Origin of the sequence: Anaeromicrobium sediminis (genome assembly GCF_002270055.1) — a bacterium.
GTDB lineage: Bacteria > Bacillota > Clostridia > Peptostreptococcales > Thermotaleaceae > Anaeromicrobium > Anaeromicrobium sediminis.
In genome coordinates this window covers 142981-166899 of the sequence record NZ_NIBG01000003.1, presented here as the reverse complement: position 1 = coordinate 166899, position 23919 = coordinate 142981, and the positions used below count along the sequence as shown (strand labels likewise).

The 23919-nt window shown below is 29.2% G+C and carries 28 protein-coding genes; 3 read left to right on the top strand and 25 right to left on the bottom strand.

The window, feature by feature from the left end:
- Positions 1-3: 3 nt before the first annotated feature.
- Both CCE28_RS05485 and CCE28_RS05480 read right to left on the bottom strand, forming a co-directional pair.
- Complete coding sequence (locus CCE28_RS05485) at positions 4-960, bottom strand: lysine exporter LysO family protein (protein ID WP_095131779.1); 957 nt, start codon at positions 958-960, stop codon at positions 4-6.
- Between the two features lie 105 nt (positions 961-1065).
- On the bottom strand, positions 1066-1599 hold the full coding sequence (locus CCE28_RS05480) for a dihydrofolate reductase family protein (protein ID WP_095131777.1): 534 nt from the start codon (positions 1597-1599) through the stop codon (positions 1066-1068).
- A gap of 248 nt (positions 1600-1847) precedes the next feature.
- Between CCE28_RS05480 and CCE28_RS05475 the strand changes: the two genes are divergently transcribed.
- Positions 1848-2228, top strand: coding sequence for a carbonic anhydrase (locus CCE28_RS05475; RefSeq protein ID WP_095131775.1), 381 nt, complete (start codon positions 1848-1850; stop codon positions 2226-2228).
- Positions 2229-2339: 111 nt separating this feature from the next.
- Here the strand turns inward: CCE28_RS05475 and CCE28_RS05470 are convergent, their stop codons facing one another.
- From CCE28_RS05470 to CCE28_RS05395, 16 genes are all read right to left on the bottom strand, one after another.
- Positions 2340-3020, bottom strand: coding sequence for a hypothetical protein (locus CCE28_RS05470; RefSeq protein ID WP_095131773.1), 681 nt, complete (start codon positions 3018-3020; stop codon positions 2340-2342).
- Positions 3021-3073: 53 nt separating this feature from the next.
- Positions 3074-3616: a GNAT family N-acetyltransferase gene (locus CCE28_RS05465; RefSeq protein ID WP_095131771.1), complete on the bottom strand. Its 543-nt coding sequence runs from the start codon at positions 3614-3616 to the stop codon at positions 3074-3076.
- Between the two features lie 108 nt (positions 3617-3724).
- Entirely contained in the window at positions 3725-4366 is a 642-nt protein-coding gene (locus CCE28_RS05460) for a hypothetical protein (RefSeq protein ID WP_095131769.1), read from the bottom strand.
- A gap of 44 nt (positions 4367-4410) precedes the next feature.
- Complete coding sequence (locus CCE28_RS22135; protein WP_176461672.1) at positions 4411-4581, bottom strand: hypothetical protein; 171 nt, start codon at positions 4579-4581, stop codon at positions 4411-4413.
- A gap of 466 nt (positions 4582-5047) precedes the next feature.
- Complete coding sequence (locus tag CCE28_RS05455) at positions 5048-5647, bottom strand: hypothetical protein (RefSeq protein WP_095131767.1); 600 nt, start codon at positions 5645-5647, stop codon at positions 5048-5050.
- A 164-nt stretch (positions 5648-5811) separates the two neighbouring features.
- Positions 5812-6375, bottom strand: coding sequence for a hypothetical protein (locus tag CCE28_RS05450; RefSeq protein ID WP_095131765.1), 564 nt, complete (start codon positions 6373-6375; stop codon positions 5812-5814).
- A 164-nt stretch (positions 6376-6539) separates the two neighbouring features.
- Positions 6540-6965 (bottom strand): Imm63 family immunity protein, encoded by a 426-nt coding sequence (locus tag CCE28_RS05445; RefSeq protein WP_095131763.1) that lies wholly within the window; start codon positions 6963-6965, stop codon positions 6540-6542.
- A gap of 215 nt (positions 6966-7180) precedes the next feature.
- Complete coding sequence (locus tag CCE28_RS05440; protein WP_095131761.1) at positions 7181-7591, bottom strand: hypothetical protein; 411 nt, start codon at positions 7589-7591, stop codon at positions 7181-7183.
- 238 nt (positions 7592-7829) lie between these two features.
- Positions 7830-8303 (bottom strand): hypothetical protein, encoded by a 474-nt coding sequence (locus CCE28_RS05435; protein ID WP_095131758.1) that lies wholly within the window; start codon positions 8301-8303, stop codon positions 7830-7832.
- A 138-nt stretch (positions 8304-8441) separates the two neighbouring features.
- Entirely contained in the window at positions 8442-8969 is a 528-nt protein-coding gene (locus tag CCE28_RS05430; RefSeq protein WP_095131756.1) for a hypothetical protein, read from the bottom strand.
- Positions 8970-9126: 157 nt separating this feature from the next.
- Positions 9127-9888, bottom strand: a complete 762-nt coding sequence (locus tag CCE28_RS05425; RefSeq protein ID WP_095131754.1) for a hypothetical protein — start codon at positions 9886-9888, stop codon at positions 9127-9129.
- Between the two features lie 129 nt (positions 9889-10017).
- A complete protein-coding gene (locus CCE28_RS05420) occupies positions 10018-10608 on the bottom strand; it encodes a hypothetical protein (protein ID WP_095131752.1) in 591 nt (196 codons plus the stop codon).
- A gap of 303 nt (positions 10609-10911) precedes the next feature.
- Positions 10912-11265: a nuclear transport factor 2 family protein gene (locus CCE28_RS05415; protein WP_095131750.1), complete on the bottom strand. Its 354-nt coding sequence runs from the start codon at positions 11263-11265 to the stop codon at positions 10912-10914.
- A gap of 1045 nt (positions 11266-12310) precedes the next feature.
- Entirely contained in the window at positions 12311-13135 is an 825-nt protein-coding gene (locus CCE28_RS05405; protein WP_242972911.1) for a GNAT family N-acetyltransferase, read from the bottom strand.
- A 450-nt stretch (positions 13136-13585) separates the two neighbouring features.
- Entirely contained in the window at positions 13586-13894 is a 309-nt protein-coding gene (locus CCE28_RS05400; protein ID WP_242972910.1) for a GNAT family N-acetyltransferase, read from the bottom strand.
- Positions 13895-14255: 361 nt separating this feature from the next.
- The gene (locus CCE28_RS05395) at positions 14256-15944 is read right to left on the bottom strand and encodes an ABC transporter ATP-binding protein (RefSeq protein ID WP_095131745.1); all 1689 of its coding nucleotides are present in this window, start codon (positions 15942-15944) and stop codon (positions 14256-14258) included.
- Positions 15945-16339: 395 nt separating this feature from the next.
- On the opposite strand from CCE28_RS05395, the gene CCE28_RS05390 reads away from it, so the two are divergent.
- Together CCE28_RS05390 and CCE28_RS05385 are read left to right on the top strand one after the other, a co-directional pair.
- Positions 16340-16759, top strand: coding sequence for a 4Fe-4S binding protein (locus CCE28_RS05390; protein ID WP_176461671.1), 420 nt, complete (start codon positions 16340-16342; stop codon positions 16757-16759).
- Positions 16749-18491, top strand: a complete 1743-nt coding sequence (locus CCE28_RS05385) for an aldehyde ferredoxin oxidoreductase N-terminal domain-containing protein (protein ID WP_095131741.1) — start codon at positions 16749-16751, stop codon at positions 18489-18491. Before CCE28_RS05390 ends, CCE28_RS05385 begins: the two co-directional genes overlap by 11 nt.
- A gap of 330 nt (positions 18492-18821) precedes the next feature.
- Here CCE28_RS05385 and CCE28_RS05380 read toward each other — a convergent pair whose 3' ends face one another.
- The 7 genes from CCE28_RS05380 to CCE28_RS05350 all read right to left on the bottom strand — a co-directional run bounded on the left by CCE28_RS05380 (position 18822) and on the right by CCE28_RS05350 (position 23850).
- Complete coding sequence (locus CCE28_RS05380) at positions 18822-19172, bottom strand: tRNA-binding protein (protein ID WP_095131739.1); 351 nt, start codon at positions 19170-19172, stop codon at positions 18822-18824.
- Between the two features lie 175 nt (positions 19173-19347).
- Positions 19348-20124, bottom strand: coding sequence for a GNAT family N-acetyltransferase (locus tag CCE28_RS05375; protein WP_095131737.1), 777 nt, complete (start codon positions 20122-20124; stop codon positions 19348-19350).
- 216 nt (positions 20125-20340) lie between these two features.
- Positions 20341-20766, bottom strand: a complete 426-nt coding sequence (locus CCE28_RS05370; protein WP_095131735.1) for a hypothetical protein — start codon at positions 20764-20766, stop codon at positions 20341-20343.
- A 151-nt stretch (positions 20767-20917) separates the two neighbouring features.
- Positions 20918-21493 (bottom strand): DUF6144 family protein, encoded by a 576-nt coding sequence (locus tag CCE28_RS05365; protein WP_330396820.1) that lies wholly within the window; start codon positions 21491-21493, stop codon positions 20918-20920.
- A gap of 106 nt (positions 21494-21599) precedes the next feature.
- Entirely contained in the window at positions 21600-22310 is a 711-nt protein-coding gene (locus CCE28_RS05360) for a hypothetical protein (protein WP_095131731.1), read from the bottom strand.
- A gap of 96 nt (positions 22311-22406) precedes the next feature.
- Complete coding sequence (locus CCE28_RS05355; protein WP_095131729.1) at positions 22407-23072, bottom strand: hypothetical protein; 666 nt, start codon at positions 23070-23072, stop codon at positions 22407-22409.
- A gap of 187 nt (positions 23073-23259) precedes the next feature.
- Positions 23260-23850: a YdcF family protein gene (locus CCE28_RS05350; protein WP_207652856.1), complete on the bottom strand. Its 591-nt coding sequence runs from the start codon at positions 23848-23850 to the stop codon at positions 23260-23262.
- Between the last annotated feature and the right edge of the window lie 69 nt (positions 23851-23919).

The following is a 23919-nucleotide window of genomic DNA, read 5'->3' as shown; positions in this document are numbered from 1 at the left end:
TATTCATGCAAACAAAGCATATAAAACAGGTAATACAAAAGGAACTGCAAATGTCAAAATAACTCCTGTAATCAGAGTAACCAGCCCCAACTCAACTCCTACAAATTTCGTTACAGGTACAAGCATGGTATCCATATTGCCGGCAGCACCACCTGCAATTGGACTACCTGTACTGATTTTTATCAAAACTGGTAGCAGTAACACCGTAAAAAATTCTCTCATTACATTTACAACAAACCCATAAGTTCCCGCTTCAATTCCATAAGCCTGTGTCATATATGCTCCCGTTAAACTGTAATAACTCATTCCGCTTGCTGACATTACAGATGTGTGTAATGGTACTCCTAGAAGCATTCCTGCTACGAAACCGCCCACAAGACTTCCTAAAAAAATTGCTATTGAAATATACATGACTCGAAGACCAAGTATCCTTATATATTTAAAAACTTTTCTGTTAGACCCAAGGCTTATGCCAACGCTAATATAAAGTATAATGAGAGATCCAACCAGTAGATAGTCAAGTATAAATGTAAGAATATATGACCTAACAAAATAGCCCAGTATTACACCTATAACAATGCTTATAGGCATAATCCAAATCAATGGAGAGTTTTCATTTTTTTCTTCTTGGGAAATATCAATTTCACTATTTATATTCATATTTTCTGATGAAAGCTTCTCCCTCAGCTTTTCCAACGGCAGCACAGTTTTCTCTGTAATTACCGTAAATAAGATGCTGAAGGCAATGGCACACAAAGATATAACAATACAATTTAGACCTATAGAGTCCAGATTTGATATAACCGAATCATTTATGCCTATATTCATTCCAATGGTAAGCATAAGCACAACTAATGCTATATTGATAATCCCATCAATTCTTTTTAGTGTCCTCTCCGTCAAATTACCCATACCTGTAAAAAATCCTACAGCCAGGCATACAAAAGGCATCCATGTCATTTAACATCACCTCCAGTTTTGCAGTTTCTAGGTGTCCTGTAGGTTTATTACAGGATAGTGTAAACTGTATATTGTGTAGAGTGTAGACTTAATTCTATTTTAAACTCATTCCAATTTCCTTCTATAATGTACTTGAACTAATCCTGTAGGATATTTTTTCACATCAATTAACTTTAGATTATGAGATATCTTACTACTTTTGAAAAGTGGGATACCTTCTCCAAGAATAATTGGTATTATTGATACTATATATTCATCTATTAAATCTCTAAGTATAAATGATTCAATCAGCTCTGAACCACCTACTATCCAGATATCTTTTCCTTCTTCATTTTTCAAGTTTTTAATAAAATTTAATACATCATCATCTATAAATTGTACATTTTCTGTTTCACTTTGTTTCTTTGATGAAAATACATAACACTTCTTACCCTTATAAGGAAATTCTCCAAAGGATAGTACTTGTTCATATGTTTTTCGTCCCATTAATATTGTATCTATGGTTTGATAAAATTCTTCATAACCATAGTCTTCATTTTCTGCTTCAACTATGGAAAGCCAGTCAACTTCTCCATTTCTTCTTGCTATGTGTCCATCAATGCTTTCAGCGATATAGAGTATTACTTTTCTATTAGTCATTTATATCTACCTTTCTTTTATATAAACTTACATTTTACATAACAGTCCTATGCTTCCCCATATTTATATAAATATGAGGAAGCATATGTTTCTTTAAATATTGAATAATTCGTTATTGAAAAAGTGTAAATGTTTATTATTTTAAGCAAAATAATTATATAAACTAAGATCTATATAATAGTATTAATTAATCACAGGTTCTATAATCCCTTCATATTTTACTACTAAAAAGTGATTGAAGGTGCGAAATGAAAAAAAGATTTGGAACCGCTCTAAACTGTATTGATGGCAGGACTCAAATTCCTGTAATAAAATGGTTAAAAGAAAACTTTCATGTAGATTATGTAGATTCAATTACAGAACCAGGAATAGATAAGGTATTATCTCAAGGAGAATGGATAGAAATTGAGAGGTTAAAAGAGAAAGTTATTACTTCAATAACAGCTCATAGATCTAGTGTAGTTGCTGTAGTAGGACATTATGATTGTGCTGCAAACCCTGTTAGTGACTGCAAACATTTTTGTGATATAGTAGAGTCCACATATGTAGTAAAATCATGGTGTTTTCCTGTTAGGGTAGTAGGTCTATGGGTTGATAAATTTGGATGTGTCCATGTTGTCAATATATAAGATGTAATTATCTATAACTCACTTATTAATTACAGCTAACATCTTTGTCATCTTACGATAGTCCACATATTTTTCGTGGACTGTTTGTAAATGGCCTATTGTGAGATAGGATTACTGAAATATATCTGCTGCGTACCAAGTAGATGCATCATCATTACTTATATACTTAGTCCAAGCCATAGAATAATTGATTTGACATACCTCATCATATTTTAAATTAGGAATAATTACTTTGCACATTTCTTTGTCATATTCTATATGATAATCAAATTTATGATTCTCAAATTCTTCAATAAAACATCCTTCTAACCTTTTAGGCATCCACTGATTTTCATTTGCTCTTAACTCCAATTTGTAAGCATCTTCGGTTAATACAGTTACCATATATTCATCATTTAGCCATGTCTTAGCATCAAACCATTCTCCGCCATCTGGACCTCCATTAGTCCATATATAGTTTTCTTCCCATCTACAATTGAAATTTAATGAATCTATATCCTCTAAGGCCTCAATTCTCCATCTTCCAGACCAACATTCATTTACTCTCATTCCTTGAGGTATTTTTATCTCTTCTTCCACTAACAATAACTCAATATTATATGACTTGTTTATCCACTTAAATAATAGACCGCCTTCTACTTTAAATACTTCATGAACATTTAATAAATCTATTCTTTTCTTATTAACTTCCGCACATAAGCAGATATTTCCAAGAGGTGTGTAGAAACCAGTGTATACATCATCCTTATTTAAAATAATTTTTCTACTTTCTTTTTCAAAAAGATTTTTCATTTTTTCCTCCAAAATACTTTCTCATGGTAACTTAAAAACCCTAATATGACCACTTAATCATTTTTTATTTGCCATTCAACTTTAGCAATTGCCATTTCGTATAAATTCCAATAAGGCGCTGATGCTTTTCTTACATTCTGTAATAATTTTTCTTTGATGAACCCAGCGTTTTCATAAATTCTAATAGCATTGTGATTAAAGTCAAATACTCCAAGTGTTATCTTTTGTAAATTAAGTTTTTCAAAACCAATTCTCAATGTATTTTCTAATGCCAATTTTCCTATGCCTTTTCCTCTTAAACTCTCCTCTCCTATTAAAAATCTTCTAATCCTACCAATCCTATTAACTTCATCTATTACATGTAATTCAATTGTTCCTACAAATTCATTAGTCTCAACCAGTGTTATTTTATAGGCAAATATATTAGATTTATCCCTTTGTACTTCATTCAAAAAATAATCTTCAATTTGGATTTCTGTTAAAGGATATTTGTACATTGGACCAGCCCATTGAAACAAATAATCAGATGATTTATTCTCATTCCATTGGACTATTTTTCTAAAATCTTCTTTATCTAAATATTCAAGCCTTATCATTTCAACTACCTCCAACAAAACTACACCATAATATCTTACTATTCTATATTGGCAATCATATATATTTTTCTATAATTTATAACAGCCTCAATAGCAGTTACATTCATTCTATAAACCATGTTTTTTTAGAAATTGCTTAACTTTTTTCTTTGTTTTAGGACTCTCGCTGGTAGATTGAGATCTGATAAAATCAACAATAACATCTTTATTTGTTGTATTTTCATACACTGCATCTAAAACTTCAATAATGTCACTCTTTAATAACTCTTTCTGTTTTTTTGGGTATATACAAATTTTTTCTACGTCTACTAATAATTTTATAATTTGTTCTATGTATTCATTCTTGTATCTAACAACATTCTTCAGATTTTTTACAAAACATTGTGCTGTCATAAACTTATCATCATTGAAATGCTCAATATATTTTGGAAATATACTAGAAAACAAGTTATTTTCATCAATCTTTGTTAAATTTCCTATAATTGTTAATCCTATATCTCTGTGATATGAGTTTTTATGATCAAGAAGATAAACAAAGTCATTCCAATACTCGTAAAACAGCTCAGGCTTTTCTTCACTTGCTCTAGAAATTATATAATAACAGTGGTAATAAACCATTATGTTATTATTAGTTAATAGCTGCTTTATGACTTCCACTCTAGTGCTTTCGTCATGAAGTACAGCTTTAGCAAATTCATTTACATTAACATTTTTATCAGCAATTTTTTCAATTAGATCACTATAAATCATATATCCACCTCTTTCATAGATTGTATAATGCATAATGATAATGTCTATTCATTTAACCATTTTCTACATTGTTCAATTTTAGGTGAAGGGTCATAACCTTGCTCTTTTCCCATGTTACTTAACATATCACATGGAAATATGTCACATTCTCCACAATGATTCAATCCTTTTCGTTCACAACTATTACAACATACACCACATCTAGATTCAAACATTCTTATTCCCCCATATCATATAGTCGTTTAAATGTTTATAAAGTTCTTTTAATTTGTCTTTCAAAACTTCAACGCCTCACCCTAACAATCTGCCGTAGAACCCGGCTATCTTTGCATCTTCTTTCTAATTATACTGCATTTGTAATTTTATGGAAAATAATGCATGTTCTTTTCTTAAATATCATTCATACTCAATAAACTTTTTTAATAAAAATGCTACTAGAATCCCTAGTAGCTACTTTTATCTTCAATTTCTTATTTCATAAAAACTTTTAAATCATCATAAATACCGTTCTTATCTATTCACTTATAACTTACAATTGTGTGCTAAGCCCCTATTATCCCAAGCTCCTACTATGCCTATTCCATAGATTTATAATCAATCATTGTATCATAGGTTACCTCTATACATTCAAGACATGTACTTTTCATAAAACTTGTAAATAATATTTTGTCCATTTTAGTCTTATGTAGCTGACTTAAATAGCAAAAACAGCCAAAGAGGCAATGCTAACAACAAGAACCAGTAGCAACTTATAAATCCCTTTACAAGTCCAAACTTGTTAATTCTTGCAATAGTGTAGGAGGTTAATCCAACAGTTATTAATCTACAAGTATTTCTCAAGTACTCAATAAATTCAAAATCAGGTCCATGATTTATTAAAGTTAATGCCAAATTGGAAGTTAAGTAGCCTATTGCCAACAAAATAATATGCAAAATCAATAAGCCTACATTCAACACTAAAAATGGAAATAAACCAATGGCATGACCTATTCGAGTTTCAACATTTGATGCCACTCCACCTAGTTTTGAACTAACAAAAGATGTTACAGCACCATTAAGATAATAGAGAATAAAGTGTGAAATAAAACCAACAAATAGACCTTTAATGAATACTATAGCTATTTCAATACTTGTTGCATCAATAAGTTGCCCAGAACTCAAGACTCTCAGTAATTGCCCTATAATACCAAATGCAATAAATATCGTTAAACCCTTATTATCATAAGACTTTAAATCATCACTTTCAATTATTTTTTCATATGTCATCCGAACAAAATTCATTTTACATAGCTCCTTATTTAATAAATTATGCTTCAAACCAATGCTAAAAATAAATGACACATAATGTTCCCACAGTTCTCCACATGATTTTAAAATCTTCCACTCTGATAATAATCATGTTGAGAACTGTTGTGTTATGTCATGGACAACCAAAAAGTAAACACCTATTTTAATTTGCTGCCTATCTTTATTGATTGAATAATCTCTGTAAACTCATCTTCACATTGGTATTCACCTTTTAAGCTTCCTGTTAAGCCAATAGTATAGGTAATGGAATTATTCACAACTTGTATACTTCTACTAAGACAATCAATTGGTTCATTATAAGCATTATTTATTTGAAATTTCATTTTAATATAGATACTTGGCTTGCCTGAAATAATATAATTTGGGCTTGCCTCAAGTATTTCATGTTTATTAAAAATTTGATCTAAACCATTAATAAGGAGATTCATATGTTTTTCTCTTGTATAATCAGACGGATAATTCATTAATCGACAACCACATTGAACTGTAGGATAAGGATAATCAGTATTCTCATGGTGCTTATAGAAATACACAAATGGAACAACTGACTTTTCTAATATTGCTCTAAATTCTGGTGTATTCTCTATACTTTTTTGTTTGAAATTAGATGCCCATTTCTGTGGTACAAATAACCAATCATCTGGTTTTCTTATGGAAAACTGTAAATATTCATTTTTATAACAATTTGTATCCTTTTTCATTTGAATCCACCACTTTCTTGACTTTTTACCTATTTATACAATATAATTTGCTGTCTTTCACATAATGGTCTGAGAATTCCAGTCATACCAAATACATCTTGTAGGATGACTTTAATTTTATGTGACACGTAGTGTATTTTAACAATTATTCAATGTTAATTGAACTATTTTTTTAAATTTTTGTTATCATTGAAAGGATTATTTCCTAAAATCTTTTCTATTGTTTTTTTTCTTTTCAATGAAAATTCTTCATTTATCAAACTAAGTAGTTTTAATTGCTTATCAAAAAGTATTCTTCTAAAATCCTGTTCTGCATTTCTATTCTTCAACTCAAAATCACTAGCCATACTAAAAGTTATATCTTCAAATGTCCAATATAATAATTCATTTAAATCTTTAGTAATTTTATGTTGTAGTTCTTGCCCTCTTTCAATAATCACATAATGATATCTACTTTCATCCACTCTAATCTCTGGTTGAGCTGAATCTTTATTAATACCAAAAGTAGGCATAAATATGACAGGAGCATTTATTCTTTTAGCTAAATCAAAAACTTTAGCTTTAATCTGTTCTAAACTTAAATAATTCATATTTAATCTCCTCAAAGATTTTAATTGAGTCTAACGTTCTAGTGATTTGCGGCATAGTCCACTTACTCATAAGAACTTCCCTAGATGTGAGTTATGTACCGAAACCTCATCCTTTTAAATTCATATCTTTTTACTGATCTTAAGTTCCTGAAATATAAATTTTTCTATCAAACAGAATCTAGTAAACAATAAAATCATAGTTTATGAATGTAAGATTAAAGAATTCTGTTTAATATAACCATTATTATCAGTACAAAATTCTCTAAGTAATAAATTAATTTGTTTCTTTTATCTTTTTGATACTGCATAAAAACTTTTAAATCATCATAAATACTGTTCTTATCTATCCATACATAACCTAAAATAATAATAAATGCTGGAATAATTATGTATAATACTCCTCCTAAAATCTCTAAAACGTTGAAAAAATGTAATAAATATAAAGGGAGCATTGATATAGACATAATTAATGACCATATTAGTATATAACTGCTAATTTTATTTCCTTTATAAAAAGTAAATAAAACCAATAAAATAAGTATTATATCTATAATATCCTTAGTTTCAATATTAAAGTTATCTTTTACCAGAGGATATATGAAATAAGTTGATATTATAATAACCATGTATAATATTATAATTGCTGTAACTAGTTTTCTCCCTCTATTAATGCTTGATATGTTAAAATACGCTATTCTATCAATGCCTCCTTATGAGATAAATGTATAATAAAAAATCTAAGTAGTGTTAGATAACGTTCTGACGGTTCACGATATATTAGCTCAAGTTTCTCTTCATAGCAATATATTAAATTGTAAGAATGTTACACAGTGCATAAGATTTTCATTATTTAATAAAACTTTATTACATAATCAAAATCCGTTCATCAGATATGTGAAACTCCACACGCCCTTTGGTATCCTTTTCTTGCCAATAATTTAAGGATACCCAAGTAGGTTTATCATCTAAAATTTCAACCGTTTTCTCACCTATTACTTTATCATCATATTTTACGCTAATAGTATGTACTCCATCTTCAATTACAGGATAATAATATAAGTAGTTATGTTGATCTTCCACTAAATATGTATCGTTGACCAATAGTTTTTCGTCTATATAAATACTTAAATTCACTTTATCCATATAGAAGCTTTGATTTGAAACCATTACAATTAATTTGGCTTGTGTTTCTAGTTCCTCTGAATATTGACCTTTAAGGTTACCTAAATCTACAATGGTTCCATTATCTACTGCAGCATTATCTTTCTCCTTACAGCCTGCTACAAAAATGCTTATTACTGCAATTATACAAATAATTATCTTATAATTTTTAATCATTAATAACACCCCATTTCATTTCTTTTTTTATTATTAACATGTAAATGTTACCAATTATAAACAGAATTTTAGCTAACGTGCTTTCCTGTAGGATATCATGAACTATATGTTAGATACTGCCCTAATATCTACTTAAACTTATAACTTTTCACTAATTCCATATCTTCGCTCTCGCCATTCATTCCAAAATTGTGAATACCCTTTTTTATAAAAATCATCTTCTGGCAAAACCTTCTTGCCAGAATTTATGTAGAATTGTTCAACCTCATCTACAAACTTAATCACACTTTCCCTATATTCATCTATATTTATATTAATCTCTGTTCCTCGTCTAGTTTTAATACTCACACTATTCCCCTTGTGTATCACTGACCAATCAACCCCCACTTGACATCCAGATATTTCCACAGTATCATCTTCCATCGGAATAATAAAGTGTCCACAACAAGGTAACATCTGATTACTCATTTCATCCATATAATGATTATTTGTTAACGATTTGAGCAAATATATAGCTGTTGAACTTATAGTACAATCATAATTTTCTGCAACAACTTCATCACCTATTATTACATTTACTCTTCCATGTAAACACAAATCCGTCTCTACATTCTCACATTCCTTTAACCAGTTCTTTTCTAATATACAAATTTTAAAAATAGACACTATTTTTTCACCTCTTATTACCCTAGTGTTTGTAAAAATAGGGTTTCATATATCGTTCTTGATATATTGTGACGTTCCACATGCTTTTACTATTAACTTTGTCATGCTCATCCACATAATCTCCATATCATTGATAGTTGAATATATATATTATAAATCACTTTATCCGTAACCAAACCCCTCCAACTATTAAAACAAATATGATATTAAAAAGTAAAAATTTTACTATTTCATTTATTTTGATCTTAAAAATATATTCAACAACTCTTATCATTACAAAAATCAAATCACCCATAAATCCAATCAAAAGAATAAATGGTAGTATATATAAATTAAAATAAATCAAAGACCAAGTACCTACGATGTAATCCAATATATAAAAACCCAAACTAGTAAATATATAAGTTATCAGTATTAATATAAATTGAATATGTAAAGGTGGTGTTTTTAATTTATTAATATGATATTCTTTAATGAACTTAGGATTTACTTTAGAGTGCTTACTAATAGGAGGCAATTTTAACATATTTTTCATACTACTTGCAGGATATTGAATAACATAATATTTCCACCCTTTAAAGTTTTGCTTACGTAAAACTTTTTCTTTTTCATAACGCTTATAATTAGCAGGTATGAATAAAATTTTATTACAAATTCCAAAACTAATAAAAAGCAATAAAAAAGTCACTACTCCTAATATCTTAATATCTATTGTTGTATACGAACTTATTCCTTGGAGATTTTTAGATAAAACTATAAATATCCACATAGGAATGCTAAACAGAATTGCAGTTAAATATACTCCATATCTTCGCTTTCTATTTACTGCTTTCAGTATTTGGTCTTGACCACGAAATGAAAAAATCATTAAAATTGGTAGTACAATAAAAATAACTATATAGAAATTTATGTCTTTCATAAAAAACACTCCTATATCTTAATTTTCACCTTATATTCATATTACAATGGTACCATAACGTCCTTAGAATCTCCGTCGTCCTACATATTTTTAGTAGGATGATAGAGATTCTATGTTAGGTAATCGTCACTATTGTTTTCTATTCTTAAAACTAAAAAAACTCTTTTTCTTTACCACTTCATTATTTATTTTGAGGAGCTCAAATTCTTGTATTATCTCATCAGCCCTATATAATATCACTTTTTTATCTTTTAATGCTCTTCTGACCTCATCAGTTTGAAGCTTGGATGGTTTTGTAAAGTCAAGTGTTGTTGAAGTTTTTATAACATAACTCCCTTCTTCATAATATACATTGTAAGGACATGTTTCAGTATAAAAACTATGTGTCAACTTCCTCAGACTCCCTCCTTTTACATCTTTACTCCTAAACATAATGTATATGAGATCTAATTGATCTGTCGCGTCAATATATGTATCCAGAATAATAAATTCTTCAAATGTTTCAGTTGAGTAGTGTACCTGGAAAGCGCTCTTACCTGATCTTTGTCTATAAAGTGTCTCAATTATTCTGCGTACATCAAATTCTACGTTAAGAAGTTTCATTATTTCAACAAATTTGGGGTGAATTATATATTCATCTATATCATCATCTGGGTATTTCGCTAATAAATCAAATGGTATCATCATTTTTACTTCTATATCCCATATTGTTTTTTCCATTTTAGTATTCTCCTTTTTCCTTTAAAGTGATTTGGCCTAACGATCTGACAAGTCACTATGTTTTACATGTTTTTTATAGGATAGTGTGAACTGTATGTTATCTGTAGTAGCCCCCAAGTCCACTCCCTAAAAGCCTTATTTCCAGGGAAATTTCAAAAAAACTAAGACCTTAAAGTAATGGTCTATCATTTAGGCTTGTTCAACTTTCCTCAGCAAATAAAATTTTCTTCTATATAATTAGTATTTTCTTGTTATACAATATAAGAAAAATGTATATTACTCCAAATAAGAATAGTACTCGTTCTATTTAATAGGTAAATTGTGCTGTTTTAAGAAAGATAGTTTATCCCAGTAACCTCTTTGAAATAAAATCTTATTATTCACTATTTGAAAAAAACCGCAACCCCTCAATCCTAATGGGTCACGCCATTCCAAAATTGCCCACTGCCCATCTTCAAAAATATTTTCAACGATACAAACCATTTTTGCTTGAGAAAACTCTTGTTCAAACATTTTCTTTATAGCCTCTTTCCCGGTAACTGGCTCATTGGCAACTTGATGATTTATTGCATTGTCATCATATAATTCTGAAATAATTTCTGAATCTGCATTGTTAAACGCATCAACCCATTGACAAAGTATTTCTTTTGGCTTCATATAATTTTACCTCCTCGTTAAGTAAATAACCTTTAATTTACTTCATAATATTATACTATTATGTAATATCTATCATATGTATTTTGTCTTCTTTATAGTATTTTGCTATTATAGATAATGTCCTTGCTATATTACGACGTTCTACATGTTTTTAGTAGAATGTATATAAATAGTATGTTATCTGTAGTAGCCCAATAGCTACTCTCTGTACCCCATATATCTTCAAGCAATTCACTATAGAACCTAAAATCCTAAAATAGCATTCCAAAATTTACACCAGCTTAACTGCCACCAGTAAATAAGTTTTTCTTCTATATATTGGTTCCTATAACATTACACAATACAAGAATATTCTGATATTACTATTAATAAATATTTTGTTCAAACAACATATTAGGGTAATTTAATGATTTTGCCAAATTTCAACATTCCCAATACCATAATTATAATATTTATCAAATAACCACTTAACAAAGCAATTAACTTTTTATAATTAATCTTTTTTTCTATACTCCTATACATAAAAAAGCAATTACTATTATTATGGCAAACAATATTAGGCTATAGAAAATATTAAAGCCGAAATCCTTTCACATAACCACATTCCGAAATCCTAATCTCTTTGAATAATGAATCATGTTATATATCATATCATGGTTCATTTCTACTATTGGTATGATAATCCCCTGAGTGAAAAGAATCATAATTGCAATTTTCCTTATATGCTTCCCCTCAATAAAAGCTGAAAATACAATTTGAATAAGCATTGGTATTAAACAATATAGAAAACTAAAGAAATAAAAAAAATACCCCAAAAATATCATTGGAAAAATAACTTCCATAAATTGAAACATAATCTCCTCCATTTTCCTTTATTTAATAGCCGCTATGTCTTAATACTCTACTATTTTGCACTATCCATTATAACGTTTCCGCCATAACTCTATCTTTTTACAAAAGAACAGAGGTATGTTGCAAATAGTGTGCTATGTGTAGTCGAGCTGCTTCCTCGTTCAAAAGGCGACATGCGACATGACGTGGGCTCCTATAACTTTTCCTTCAAATTTACTTCTTCTAACACTGAACTCCCTTTGGATTTCTGTCCACTTGTCCATTCCCATTCTTCTAATAACTTTATTCTTCCATCTGACAGTATCTCTGGAGTTGATTTGCATTCCCCTGTTCTTATTTGGTTTTCTATATTTACATGCTGATATGAAAAATCAAGCTTTCCTTCCTTATCTGAAGTTCCAATCAAATATCCTCTAGTAATTTGTCCACCTGAATATTCAGCCCATATAATATTATTCTCCTGTTTATATTTAAAAATTGTACTACCAGACACTTCACCATTATCACTATTAGAAATGGATTTAAATACTCGGTTGTTATAATCAATTAAATGTTCTTCATTGGCAAATGTCTTAATCATTTCGTTATAACATAGTAATTGACCGTTAGGTGTAACGATTTTATTATATTTTATTGGTATGTAACCTTTCTTTTCATACAAACTATATGCAGCTAATGATGAATCTAAGACAACTGTATCATACCCCTCTTTCTTCGCCCGTCTTTCGAGTTCTTCTAGTAATAAACTACCGTAACCATTCCCCTGATATTCTGGAAGAATAAACATTCTTTTTATTTCATTTTTTAACAATGATCCAGTTCCTATGATTCTACCTTCTTTTTCAATTAAAAGGATACATTCTTCTCTTAGAGCTTTTGTTATGTTGTTACGAGAGTGATAATCTAGGAAAAATTGGACAACCTCTTCTGGATAATATTTTGAGTAAATTTCATTAATTGTTGTATGAACAATTTTGTGTATCTCATCATTATTACTTTTATTTGCTATAATAAACATCATGACTCTTCCTTTCTATTGTAGCGGTAATTATTTTCTGCCACTATTTTAGGCTTCCGCTAGTAAAACAGGGCTCGTTCAATTATAAATTTTTAATCATAACTATCCTATTTTCATTTGTCAACTATCCTGTACCGCTAGTTTAACAATAACCAGAATTTATATATTCATTATCTTATGTAGTAGAGAAAAAAACTCCTTGTATAAATCTTCTCTTTACCCTTCACAATTTAATTTATAAATCTATTCTCCAAAACATATGATACATGATGTAATGAAAAAAATCTTTTGTACTCAGTAATTAATCCTTTAAGCATTTCTTATAAATGTTATTATACTCACCAGAATAAGTTATACCTCGATCTATATTTTCCCATCCCAATTTTTCATAGTAATTTTCTAAATCTGAATATAAATATATACTTTCATAACCAAGCTTTTCAGCATAATTTAATAAGTAAGATTGTAATTGTTTTCCCATTCCTTTATTCTATAAGTTGGTATAACATATAATGCTGATAACCAAGGAAATAAATCTTGCCTACTGACCATATCACATCTCCATAATCCAATTGTTCCTATTGGTTCTTCATCATCTAATGCTATAAATGTTTGAGGTAAGTTTGTTGAATCTAAACTATGTACCATTATACTCTTAAAAAACTCCAAGTTATCTTCAGTTCCCCATTCTTTCCACAACCACTTTGATACAGTATCAATATGTTCTTTATGTTTTGATAAATTTTCAATTTTAATCATTCCTATTCCCCTTTTAAGAAAATCATTATGTATATAAATTATTATCCAAAATTATTTATAAGAATTTAAAATGTACGGGGTCTACAAATAATACTCATCACTTCCAAGACCCCTCAACCTGATTGAAAATTCTCTATCTATCTTTTTTCCTGTCCCATGGTACAATGTCTATTATGTCAAGAGCCTCTCCTTCAGTTAGTGCTACTATTATTGATATTAATATCCCAGCAAACATAATAAGTGATGCGAATCCTATTATTGCTACATAACTTACTTCTTTTTCATGACTTACTAATAATGCAATATTAATGCATAAAAAAATGTATCTTTGTTTCTAATACCCTCAAAAATAAATCTATTTCTAATTTTTCATTATGGTATTCCATAACTGCCTGAAATATTGGTTATGGTCTAAGAGTTCCTTAAAACCACCTGATCCAACAATTTCACCATCTTTGAACACATAGATTTTATCAACATTTTTTATTGTATTCAGACGATGAGCAATAATGATGATTGTTTTATTTCTTAAGAATTTCATCATATTTTTCATTACCAATTCTTCTGTAACATTATCCATTGCTGAAGTAGCTTCATCCAATATAACAATCTTTGCATCTCCAAAGATTACTCGAGCTAATGCCAATCTTTGACGTTCTCCTCCCGAAAGCATAACACCTCTTTCGCCAACTTCTGTATCAATTCCTTTTGGTAGATCAGAATAAAATGATGTGAGTCCAACACGTTCTAATACTTCAATAATTGTATCATCGGAAATATCCTTATCAAAAACAATATTCTCTCGTAATGTTCCATCAAAAATAGGGGATTCCTGAGAAGTATAGGAAATGTAATTATAAAAATGATTTAAGTTAAGCTCTGACAAATCATTTCTATCAACATGAATACTTCCTGCATCTGGCTTAATCAAACCCATGATTTGCTTAACAATTGTTGATTTTCCTGAACCACTTTCTCCAACAAATGCAACCAAACTCCCAGCAGGAATATGAAAGGATAAATCCTTAAAGATGGTCTTCTCCTCATAGGAAAAGCATACGTTCTTAAAATAGATATTCCCCTCTATAGAATTTACTATCTTTCCAGAATTCAATCTAACATCATCTGACATATCCAATAAATCTGTATATCTCCTAAATGCACTCTTATCTAATTTATATTGTACGAACAATACATTAAATATAGCAATTGGCGAATATGCCCTATCTATCAAAGTAATTAACGCAACTACAGACCCTACTGATAATCTATTGTTTTTCCAACTAATAAAGACAATAATCACTTTAATTAGTATAATAAATAATTCAAAAATAGCGAAAAATGCTTCGTGAATCAACTTCATTTTAGTCTTTGATTTTACAATTTCTTCAGATATATTGGTTGTTTGCCCTATCTCATGGTCAAATCTTTTGTTAGTTCTAAATACAATCAATTCCATAAAGCCACGAACTAAATATTTATTAAAGATTTCCTCATTATTTAAAATATGCGCTTTAATTTCATATAAATATTTCAGTAAGATATTGGTTACCACAAAAACAAGTATATAGCCCATTCCAAGATAAACCATAATAGTCTTGTCAATATTAGCAATAAAAATCAAACTGAAAACTATATTTGGAATCAGTTGACTAAATAATTGAAAGTAAAAATCAAATAATATGCTCTTACCTGCATTAGCTCCATTTTCTATTTTTTGAACTAGCTTACCTGTTCCTAATGATTGATAACACCTATAGTCTATGGTACTTATTTTTCTCAATGCCTTTAACTTAAACTCTAAATATATACTTTGAGACAGCTTGCAACTTGGATATTCATCAAAATACTCAAGGCCACATATGAGTATTAAAACAAATCCATAAATACATATTGTCCTCATGGAAAGGGTATTATCTCCAAAAGCATCTAATACCTTTTGAAAATAGCTGGCACTAAAGGCATTCAACAAAGCCACTACTACTCCTAATAATATATAAACGGCACTCAATAATTTCTTCTTTTTTAAAATATCTAAACAGTGTTTCATAACTGTACTCCTTTCAATTTTTAATGTGCATTAAAAATTAGTACAGTCGAGACTGCAAGCAAATACATTTAACCTCAGCACAATCTGCTCACAGATTATTTCAACTGTACTGAGGAGTTAATTCGTTTAGTTCTCATTAGGAGTTCACTTCCTTTCAATGTTTTATTTAAACGTAATAATATATTTCTTTTTATCTCATCTATATTTTAATCTCATAATATTTATTTGTAATTATACTATATTTGTAATTTTATGGAAAACGACTAATGCTTTTTAATAAAAATTAGCTGCTCATACTCCTAGTATTTAATTTTATCTTTAATTATTTTATTAATATGTATAATTTGGTAATTTGGGCAACATAATATTATTTAATGCTATGTGAGGTGATATTAGTGGCAAAGGTTCTAAGAGCAGATGGAATGAATAAATGTATAGGTTGTTATTCCTGTATGTTATCTTGTTCTGCTGTTAATTATAAAAGTCATTCTTTAGAAAAAAGTAGAATAATGGTTAAAACTAGTGGTGGTATAAGGGGAAGGTTTACTGCCACAGTTTGTGTTGCTTGTAAAGACGAAAGAGCGTGCGAAGAAGCTTGTCCTTCTGGGGCTTTAGAAAAAAGAGTCGGTGGAGGAGTTTTATTAAATAAGGATAAATGTATAGGTTGTGGAAAATGTGTATCTGCATGTATTGTAGGAGCTGTTTTCTTTGATACTGAATCACAAAAACCTATAATATGCAAACATTGTGGTGTTTGTCCTAACTTTTGCCCCCATGAATGTTTAAGAATGGAGGAGGTAGAGGATGATATATAAAGATTATAAAAGAGTCTTATACATAGACTTAAGTAAAGAAAAGATTAGAATAGATTTAAGAGAAGACTTACAAGAATATTTAGGTGGTGTAGGCATTGCTTCTAAGCTACTTGAAGAAAATATTAAACCAGATTTAGAACCATTACATGAAGATCAGCCTATAATTTTTGCTATTGGTGCTTGTTCTTCCATATTTCCTGTAATAACAAAAACTGTTGCAATGTTTTATTCTCCATTAACTAGAGACCTGGGGGAAAGTTATGCTGGAGGTAGAATGGCTATAACTTTACTATTTGCTGGATATGATGCGGTTGTTATTACTGGTAAATGTAGAAGACCATCTTATATAACTATTAAAAGTAACGATGTAGAATTTAAAGACGCGAGACCCATATGGGGTTTATCTACTAGTGATACTGGAAGAATCATTAGGGAAAGAGAATCTGGCGAAGGTAAAAGAAGTATTTTAAGAATAGGTCCTGCAGGTGAGAATCTTTCTAGTTTCGCTTGTGTTTGTGTTGATACTTATAGGCATTTTGGTCGGCTTGGCCTTGGTGCTTGTATGGGCAGTAAAAATTTAAAATCAATAGTATCTATAGGTGATAAAAGTATTGATATTGAAAACAATAAAGAATATTTTAAAGCATATCAAACTATTTATAAAAAGGTTACAAATACAGATATAATGGGAAAATATCACGATCTAGGAACATCAGTTAATGTGCTAACTATGAATGAAAAAGGTTCTCTACTTACTAGAAATCTTAAGGATAATAGATTTGAACATGCTGAAGAAATCTCAGGTGAGAAGTTTGCTGAAAAAAACTTAATAAGAAAAGTTGCTTGTACATCTTGTCCTGTAGGATGTATACATATAGGTCAATATAGGAAACAATTTGATGATGGTTATGATTATGAGGCTATAAGTGTTGCTTATGACTATGAATTAATATTTGCATTAGGTAGTTACATAGGTGTAGGTACAACTGAAGACTTAATAGAGTTAATTGAAAAAGTAGAGCAACTGGGGTTTGATGCTATTTCAGCTGGTGTTGTTTTAGGATGGGCTACTGAAGCTTATTCTAATGGATTAATTACTAACAATGAAACTATGCTACCTTTAGAATTTGGCAATGTTGAAAATTATATAAAAGCCCTAGAGTATATGGGTATGAATTATAATGAGTTTTATAAAACACTCGCTAAAGGTTGTCTTACTGCAAGTAAAGTATATGGTGGAGAAGAATATGCGGTACAGTTTGCTGGTAACGAGACCCCTGGATACCATACAGGTTATGGTTCAGCAGTTGGTCATACAGTTGGTTCTAGGCACTCTCATTTATGTAATGGGGGTTATTCTATAGATCAATCCACTACGGAGTTTGATAAGGAAAAATTAATCGAATATATATTTAATGAAGAAAGAGAAAGATGTATTCTCAACTCTCTAGTAATCTGCTTATTCGCAAGAAAAGTATATGATAGGGAAACTATACTACTTGCATTAAATTCTATAGGTTATAATCTTACAAATGATGACCTAGATCATATTTCTGATAGTATATATAAGACTAAATTAAGAATAAAGAAAATGCTTGATTTTGATATTACTAAAGTTAAGCTGCCAAAAAGGCTATTTGAAACTGATACATCAAAAGGCCCTATAGACGAAAAAACTACTTATGAGTTAATAAGTAGTTATAACGAAAAGTTAAAGGAGTATATGAGTTAAAGATATTTTAAAACAAAACTATACATTAATAAAATTGGGGTCTATATAAAATATTGTGCTTAACTTATTAAACATAAATTTTATACAAACCCCAATATTTTATATATTTGTAAAAATTTGGAAATCTGTCAGGGGTTCATTTATCAATGTATTTTAACCTTGATAGTTATATGCAAAATTTTTTATTATTTCACCTCTTCCAAGAGAAGCCCTGATACAATACATTTTGAGAATTACTGTGTTATATGTTGTGTTTTCTGTTTTATTCAATCAATGTTTTTAGTAGAGATAATTACACTATTTCCTTATTTATCTCAGATAACTACTTACTTAACCTGCTCTTGTCCCATTGGGAACTGGCTTTTCTGGTTGAGCCAAAACTGGCGTAATTCCATCTTCATAACCAATATCAAATAGCATTCCTTCTGAGATTTCTCCTGCCATTTTCTTTGGTGCTAGGTTCACAATAAACAATGCCTGTTTTCCTACTATCTCCTGAGTATTTTCACGTTCACCTTGCATTCCTACTAAAATTTGACGCATAAAGCTTCCAAAGTTGACTTGTAGTTTGACTAACTTATTTGATTTATTAACATTTTCTACTAACTCTATTGTTCCTACACGTATATCGATCTTGCTTAGCTCATCAAATCCTATTAATTCTTTCACAGCTGCACTCATTCAATCTCATCCTTTCTTCTTTGACTATATAAAATAATAACATTTTTACTTTGTATATATCTAGAAAAGTATTACATATAACGTCTTGCACTCCAGATGCTTTCGAAGTATACGAAAGTATACGAAAGTGAACTGGAGTGCTTTGTTATATGTAGTTTTATTTTCAATGAGTTCGTTATAGTTGGAAAAATAAATCGGTTCTTTCACCTATTTTATTGAACCCAATTTTTTCATACATTTCTTTTGCAGTATCATCCTCATCGGTAACTAGATAAATAGTATGGGAATTCTCTTTTATTGCTATATCAATTATTGATTTCAGAATAGTTGTTCCGTATCCTTTTCGCTGATATGTGGGGATAACAGCAAAATCTTCGATTTTCGCAACACCATTATTTATAAACAAATCGCAATTCCCGATTATATCTCCGTTATGATAACAAACATAAGAATTGACTCCCTTGTTAGAAACATATACTTTGCCGCGTCTGTAACATCTCTTTTTACAAAAATCTTTTCCAAGTCTTTTCTCATCATGCTGCAAGTCACAAAATAAAATATCATCTACCATTTCTTGGTGATCTACTTTCTTTATTATGCAGCCATCTATAACATTTAGCCTTGAAAAATACGAAACATCAAAAAGATAATACCCATTTGTTGATATTTCAGGCTTGTATTTAAGAGTAGACAGCTCAGAACAGTTGACAATACCATTTAAAATAACGTTACAAAAATTGTTTTTTTCGGACAACCGTAATGAAATTTCATCTTGTATAATATGTTTCAACTCGATCTCACTAATTGGTTTCTTTATATATGTATAATTGTGATAATACATATCATTCAATTGATTATCACGATATCTAATTATATTTTCATTCTCACAAAACTCTGAAAAGCATTTTGAATATTCAACTTCACATTCTATAATTTTTCCATCTGTTAACATAGTGCATCCTCCGTTTTCTATCTTCAGATAATATAAATAATCTTTAATACAGTTACTTTCAATAAAACTAAATCTAAAACTTTTAAGCTATCGCTCGGTTTAACTAAAATTACATATAACGTTTTGGCTATTTTTCGACGATCTATATATTTTTATGGACTATTAGAAAATAGCTTGTTAGACGAAGGCATTGCCTTCTTAAAATACAAAATTAATTCAAAATTCATCCCAGTATTTCTTAGATATATTCTCCAATTTTTCAATAGATATTTGAATACCCTTCTCATCATAGATATATAAATCTTGTAGTTCAATACACAAATCTCCTCCGACTAAATCTGGATTATTAACAAGACATTTTATTACAACATACTGTTCATTGTTTTCTGCGCTACTTATTTCTAGTTCCAATTTACATATCTCATTTATATTAAATTCTTTATTCTCTTCTCTCCATATCCTAAAAAAGAACTCCAAACAATTAATAAGCTTCAAATGAAAATACTTATATCTTGAGTTGATTATTTCTGCTAAATAAGGGATGTGCACACTGAATATAATATCATTCTGCTGCTTTTCTATTGAAGATATTATTCCATCATGAAATATATTGAAAGCGCTACTTATTTTAGAAGTATCCATAATTTTTGCTCCTTTCATGATTTATCATATTTGGGTCTAAGAGTGAATATCGGAAACACGCTATTAGATGATGTCGAGTACAGAAACTATCAATGCCCATAAATTTATTTATTTTTATTACCCAATATATTAATGTTGCTAATTAACACAATCATACCTTATTATCATTTGATATAATTTTGGGGATAAGTGGGATAATTTTCATTAAACATTGAGTATTTCCCATTTTAATACTCTCTAATAATTCAATGTCAACTTCGCAATCAAAAACATATTCAAAAATCTTCTTGTTATATCCAACTGTGCAATAACACCAAGTTTTTGTAGGTAAGACGTCAACACTTTCAAGCATGGGACATGGACATGAAAAATATTTTGTAAATAAATATCCATCTTTTATGTACCATCCTACTTTATACTCATTCATTTTATCAACAAAATCTACCATGGAAACAGAAGTATCATAAATATTTTTAATAAATTCTTTAGATTCGTCTAATTTCCCATTTTCAGTACAATAACAACCCAACCTAATGCTCTTTATGGTTTGTTCATCAAATTGTTTTTCAAGCTCAGAAGATATATATTTTACCCATTCATTTTTATCATTTTTTGTTGGAGAAAATGGTAAATCCATCCCAAAAGCTATTTTACGCGCAACATCTGAATTGCTATGTTTCGTAATATTTTCAAAGAGTTTTTTTACTTCGTTATGTATTTGATTCAACATCTTTCCCCCTTATGATTAAAATATAATAAATGTTATATAAGAATCCTTACTTCTCAATGTTAAACTAATACGCAATGTCAACTAACGTACAATTTATTCACATTTAACCAATGTCTTTAAATTCAATAAATTTCTTTTTCAATAATTCAATTGGATTGCTCTTTTCTAATAATTTCATAATTGTAGAATTGGGTATATCATGTAAACTAACGGCAATAATAAAATCCTCTGTTGTATCAATATCACCTAAATACCCCTTTAGTTTTTCAACAACATTTATACCTACCGTTACTAATCTAGATTCAAATAGATTCTTATCAAAAACGATATCCTTTGTCACATTTGTTATTGGATGTTCATTACTAATAGCATAATATGCATTTGATGCTTCTAATAAATCCTCATTATTAAAATCCTCTCCATAATATCTAAACTTAGAATCGCCCTCATTATATTTGACTCCTATTATTGAATATTCATCATTTTTATCTAAATTAGGATATACTTCCATTACTCTTTTTTTGTAGTAATCTAAATTACAAAATGTTAATCCATTACAACTTCCTTCAATATCAATAAACAAAAATATTCCATAAACATTATTATTATCAGATGTTTTGGAAAATTTACTTATGACATCTCTAGCCGATTCAAAAATCATATTTTCATAATCCACCATTGATATATATTTCGCATTGTCACTTATACTTTCAACTTCTAAAATCTGTTTCTCTTTTGTATACATAATATATTTTGAATCATCGAATTTAAACTGCTTATCAATTACTGATTCTAAAAATTTAGTATAACTCATAGTTCCTCCTCAATATAAAATATGTTGTCTAACACATATTTACCAATGTCCTACATGTTCCTTTCTAGGATGTGAGTAAATGTATGTTAGACAGAGTCATTTTTCCCTGCCATTGTCTTTTTTTAAAGCAATTAAAATATTTACTACGAGCACTATAATTACTATGATGTAAGTATAATCCGTCTTTTGTTCAATCTGTCTCTCTTCATTGGATATGTCTTCTATATTAATAGAATTAATTTTTTCATCTTCGACTGGATATATAATTATTGACTCACCATTTTTTTGTCTTAAATATACTTTAGTCCCTTCAAAATAAAAATCCTTTTCTTTTCCACCACTATTTATATACCACTCAAATGCTGTTAAATCTGCTTTTGCACCATCAGAAAGTCCTGTCTTTATAAACTTTAAAGTTTTATAATTATCTGAATTTACTTTGTAGGAACCCCATTTTATTTTATAACTCCATATACTCTTATCTAAAGACAGTACACAATAATCTTCAATATTAGGCTCAATTTCTAAAAATCTATATTTAAAATCTGAAATTATTGTTATTGTTTTTTTATTAAGTTCTCCACTTACAACATGTATCACTTCAACAGTATATTTACTTCTTTTATGGTCAGTTATCTTCCCAATAACAAGAGCATCTTGATCTCCATGGGTTAAACGAAATAAAATATCGCCAGCCAATACTTCACTTACGCTACAAAATATTAAAATAAAGATAATTAAAACACAAAATAACTTTTTCAACAAAGCTCCCCCTTAACGATTTTGCACAAAACTTAAAATATAAATAAAATTTTATAACATTCTTAGAATCTCTGTCGTCCTACATAGTTTTAGTAGAATGATGGAAAATCTATGTTAAACAACGTATATGAATATATTTTAATCCAAGCTTGACTGTATAACTATATGTTCACGCCCTTACGAAATCCTAAAATAACCTGTAAATTTTATATCCAATATAAAAGAAAACTTCTCTTGCTAAAAACAATAGTTTACTCTTTATAGTTATGTATTTGCTTGTGGGTGTAGGTGACGAATAGGCTTTTAATCCATAATCTTTTGCCATTAGCATAGCTCTTCGCATATGCAACGGATCACTAACAATGATAACAGTAAAAATTTCATTATCTTCTGCAATTTTAGTAGCATAGAAAATATTTTCTTGTGTAATTTTTGATTTTTCTTCTACTAAGATATCCTTACTAGGTACGAACTTTTCTATTGCGTAATCTCTTGCTACGCCTGATTCCGATTTTTTCTTGCTTTCTCCCTTTCCACCAGTGAAAATTAGCTTATCAACATACTCATTCTTGTATAACCAAATTCCATGTTTAATTCTTTCTTCGAAAACAGGTGATGGTTTATCTCCCCAAATTCCAGCCCCCAATACTATAGCAGCATCCACTTTCAAAACTTCATTATTATTTCCATATAAATATATATCAATTGAAATATAAGTAACATAGCATATAGTTATTATTGCTATAGTTATGACGATTTTTCTCATATTATTTTTCACATAAAAATCCTCCAAAAGGTAAAAATACAATCTTTATACATAGTTTAATTATATTAATGTGTTGTCTAA

Excerpts from the sequence above, each read along its gene's own strand:
- CCE28_RS05475 (WP_095131775.1), top strand. The coding sequence starts at position 1,848 with ATGAAAAAAAGATTTGGAACCGCTCTAAACTGTATTGATGGCAGGACT.
- CCE28_RS05435 (WP_095131758.1), bottom strand. The coding sequence starts at position 8,303 with ATGATTAAAAATTATAAGATAATTATTTGTATAATTGCAGTAATAAGC.
- CCE28_RS05415 (WP_095131750.1), bottom strand. The coding sequence starts at position 11,265 with ATGAAGCCAAAAGAAATACTTTGTCAATGGGTTGATGCGTTTAACAAT.
- CCE28_RS05375 (WP_095131737.1), bottom strand. The coding sequence starts at position 20,124 with ATGTTAACAGATGGAAAAATTATAGAATGTGAAGTTGAATATTCAAAA.
- CCE28_RS05465 (WP_095131771.1), bottom strand. The coding sequence starts at position 3,616 with ATGATAAGGCTTGAATATTTAGATAAAGAAGATTTTAGAAAAATAGTC.
- CCE28_RS05400 (WP_242972910.1), bottom strand. The coding sequence starts at position 13,894 with ATGATTAAAATTGAAAATTTATCAAAACATAAAGAACATATTGATACT.
- CCE28_RS05405 (WP_242972911.1), bottom strand. The coding sequence starts at position 13,135 with ATGTTTATTATAGCAAATAAAAGTAATAATGATGAGATACACAAAATT.
- CCE28_RS05440 (WP_095131761.1), bottom strand. The coding sequence starts at position 7,591 with ATGGTTATTATAATATCAACTTATTTCATATATCCTCTGGTAAAAGAT.
- CCE28_RS05370 (WP_095131735.1), bottom strand. The coding sequence starts at position 20,766 with ATGGATACTTCTAAAATAAGTAGCGCTTTCAATATATTTCATGATGGA.
- CCE28_RS05455 (WP_095131767.1), bottom strand. The coding sequence starts at position 5,647 with ATGAATTTTGTTCGGATGACATATGAAAAAATAATTGAAAGTGATGAT.
- CCE28_RS22135 (WP_176461672.1), bottom strand. The coding sequence starts at position 4,581 with ATGTTTGAATCTAGATGTGGTGTATGTTGTAATAGTTGTGAACGAAAA.
- CCE28_RS05425 (WP_095131754.1), bottom strand. The coding sequence starts at position 9,888 with ATGAAAGACATAAATTTCTATATAGTTATTTTTATTGTACTACCAATT.
- CCE28_RS05420 (WP_095131752.1), bottom strand. The coding sequence starts at position 10,608 with ATGGAAAAAACAATATGGGATATAGAAGTAAAAATGATGATACCATTT.
- CCE28_RS05385 (WP_095131741.1), top strand. The coding sequence starts at position 16,749 with ATGATATATAAAGATTATAAAAGAGTCTTATACATAGACTTAAGTAAA.
- CCE28_RS05460 (WP_095131769.1), bottom strand. The coding sequence starts at position 4,366 with ATGATTTATAGTGATCTAATTGAAAAAATTGCTGATAAAAATGTTAAT.
- CCE28_RS05380 (WP_095131739.1), bottom strand. The coding sequence starts at position 19,172 with ATGAGTGCAGCTGTGAAAGAATTAATAGGATTTGATGAGCTAAGCAAG.
- CCE28_RS05450 (WP_095131765.1), bottom strand. The coding sequence starts at position 6,375 with ATGAAAAAGGATACAAATTGTTATAAAAATGAATATTTACAGTTTTCC.
- CCE28_RS05395 (WP_095131745.1), bottom strand. The coding sequence starts at position 15,944 with ATGAAACACTGTTTAGATATTTTAAAAAAGAAGAAATTATTGAGTGCC.
- CCE28_RS05445 (WP_095131763.1), bottom strand. The coding sequence starts at position 6,965 with ATGAATTATTTAAGTTTAGAACAGATTAAAGCTAAAGTTTTTGATTTA.
- CCE28_RS05470 (WP_095131773.1), bottom strand. The coding sequence starts at position 3,020 with ATGAAAAATCTTTTTGAAAAAGAAAGTAGAAAAATTATTTTAAATAAG.
- CCE28_RS05360 (WP_095131731.1), bottom strand. The coding sequence starts at position 22,310 with ATGAGTTATACTAAATTTTTAGAATCAGTAATTGATAAGCAGTTTAAA.
- CCE28_RS05480 (WP_095131777.1), bottom strand. The coding sequence starts at position 1,599 with ATGACTAATAGAAAAGTAATACTCTATATCGCTGAAAGCATTGATGGA.
- CCE28_RS05485 (WP_095131779.1), bottom strand. The coding sequence starts at position 960 with ATGACATGGATGCCTTTTGTATGCCTGGCTGTAGGATTTTTTACAGGT.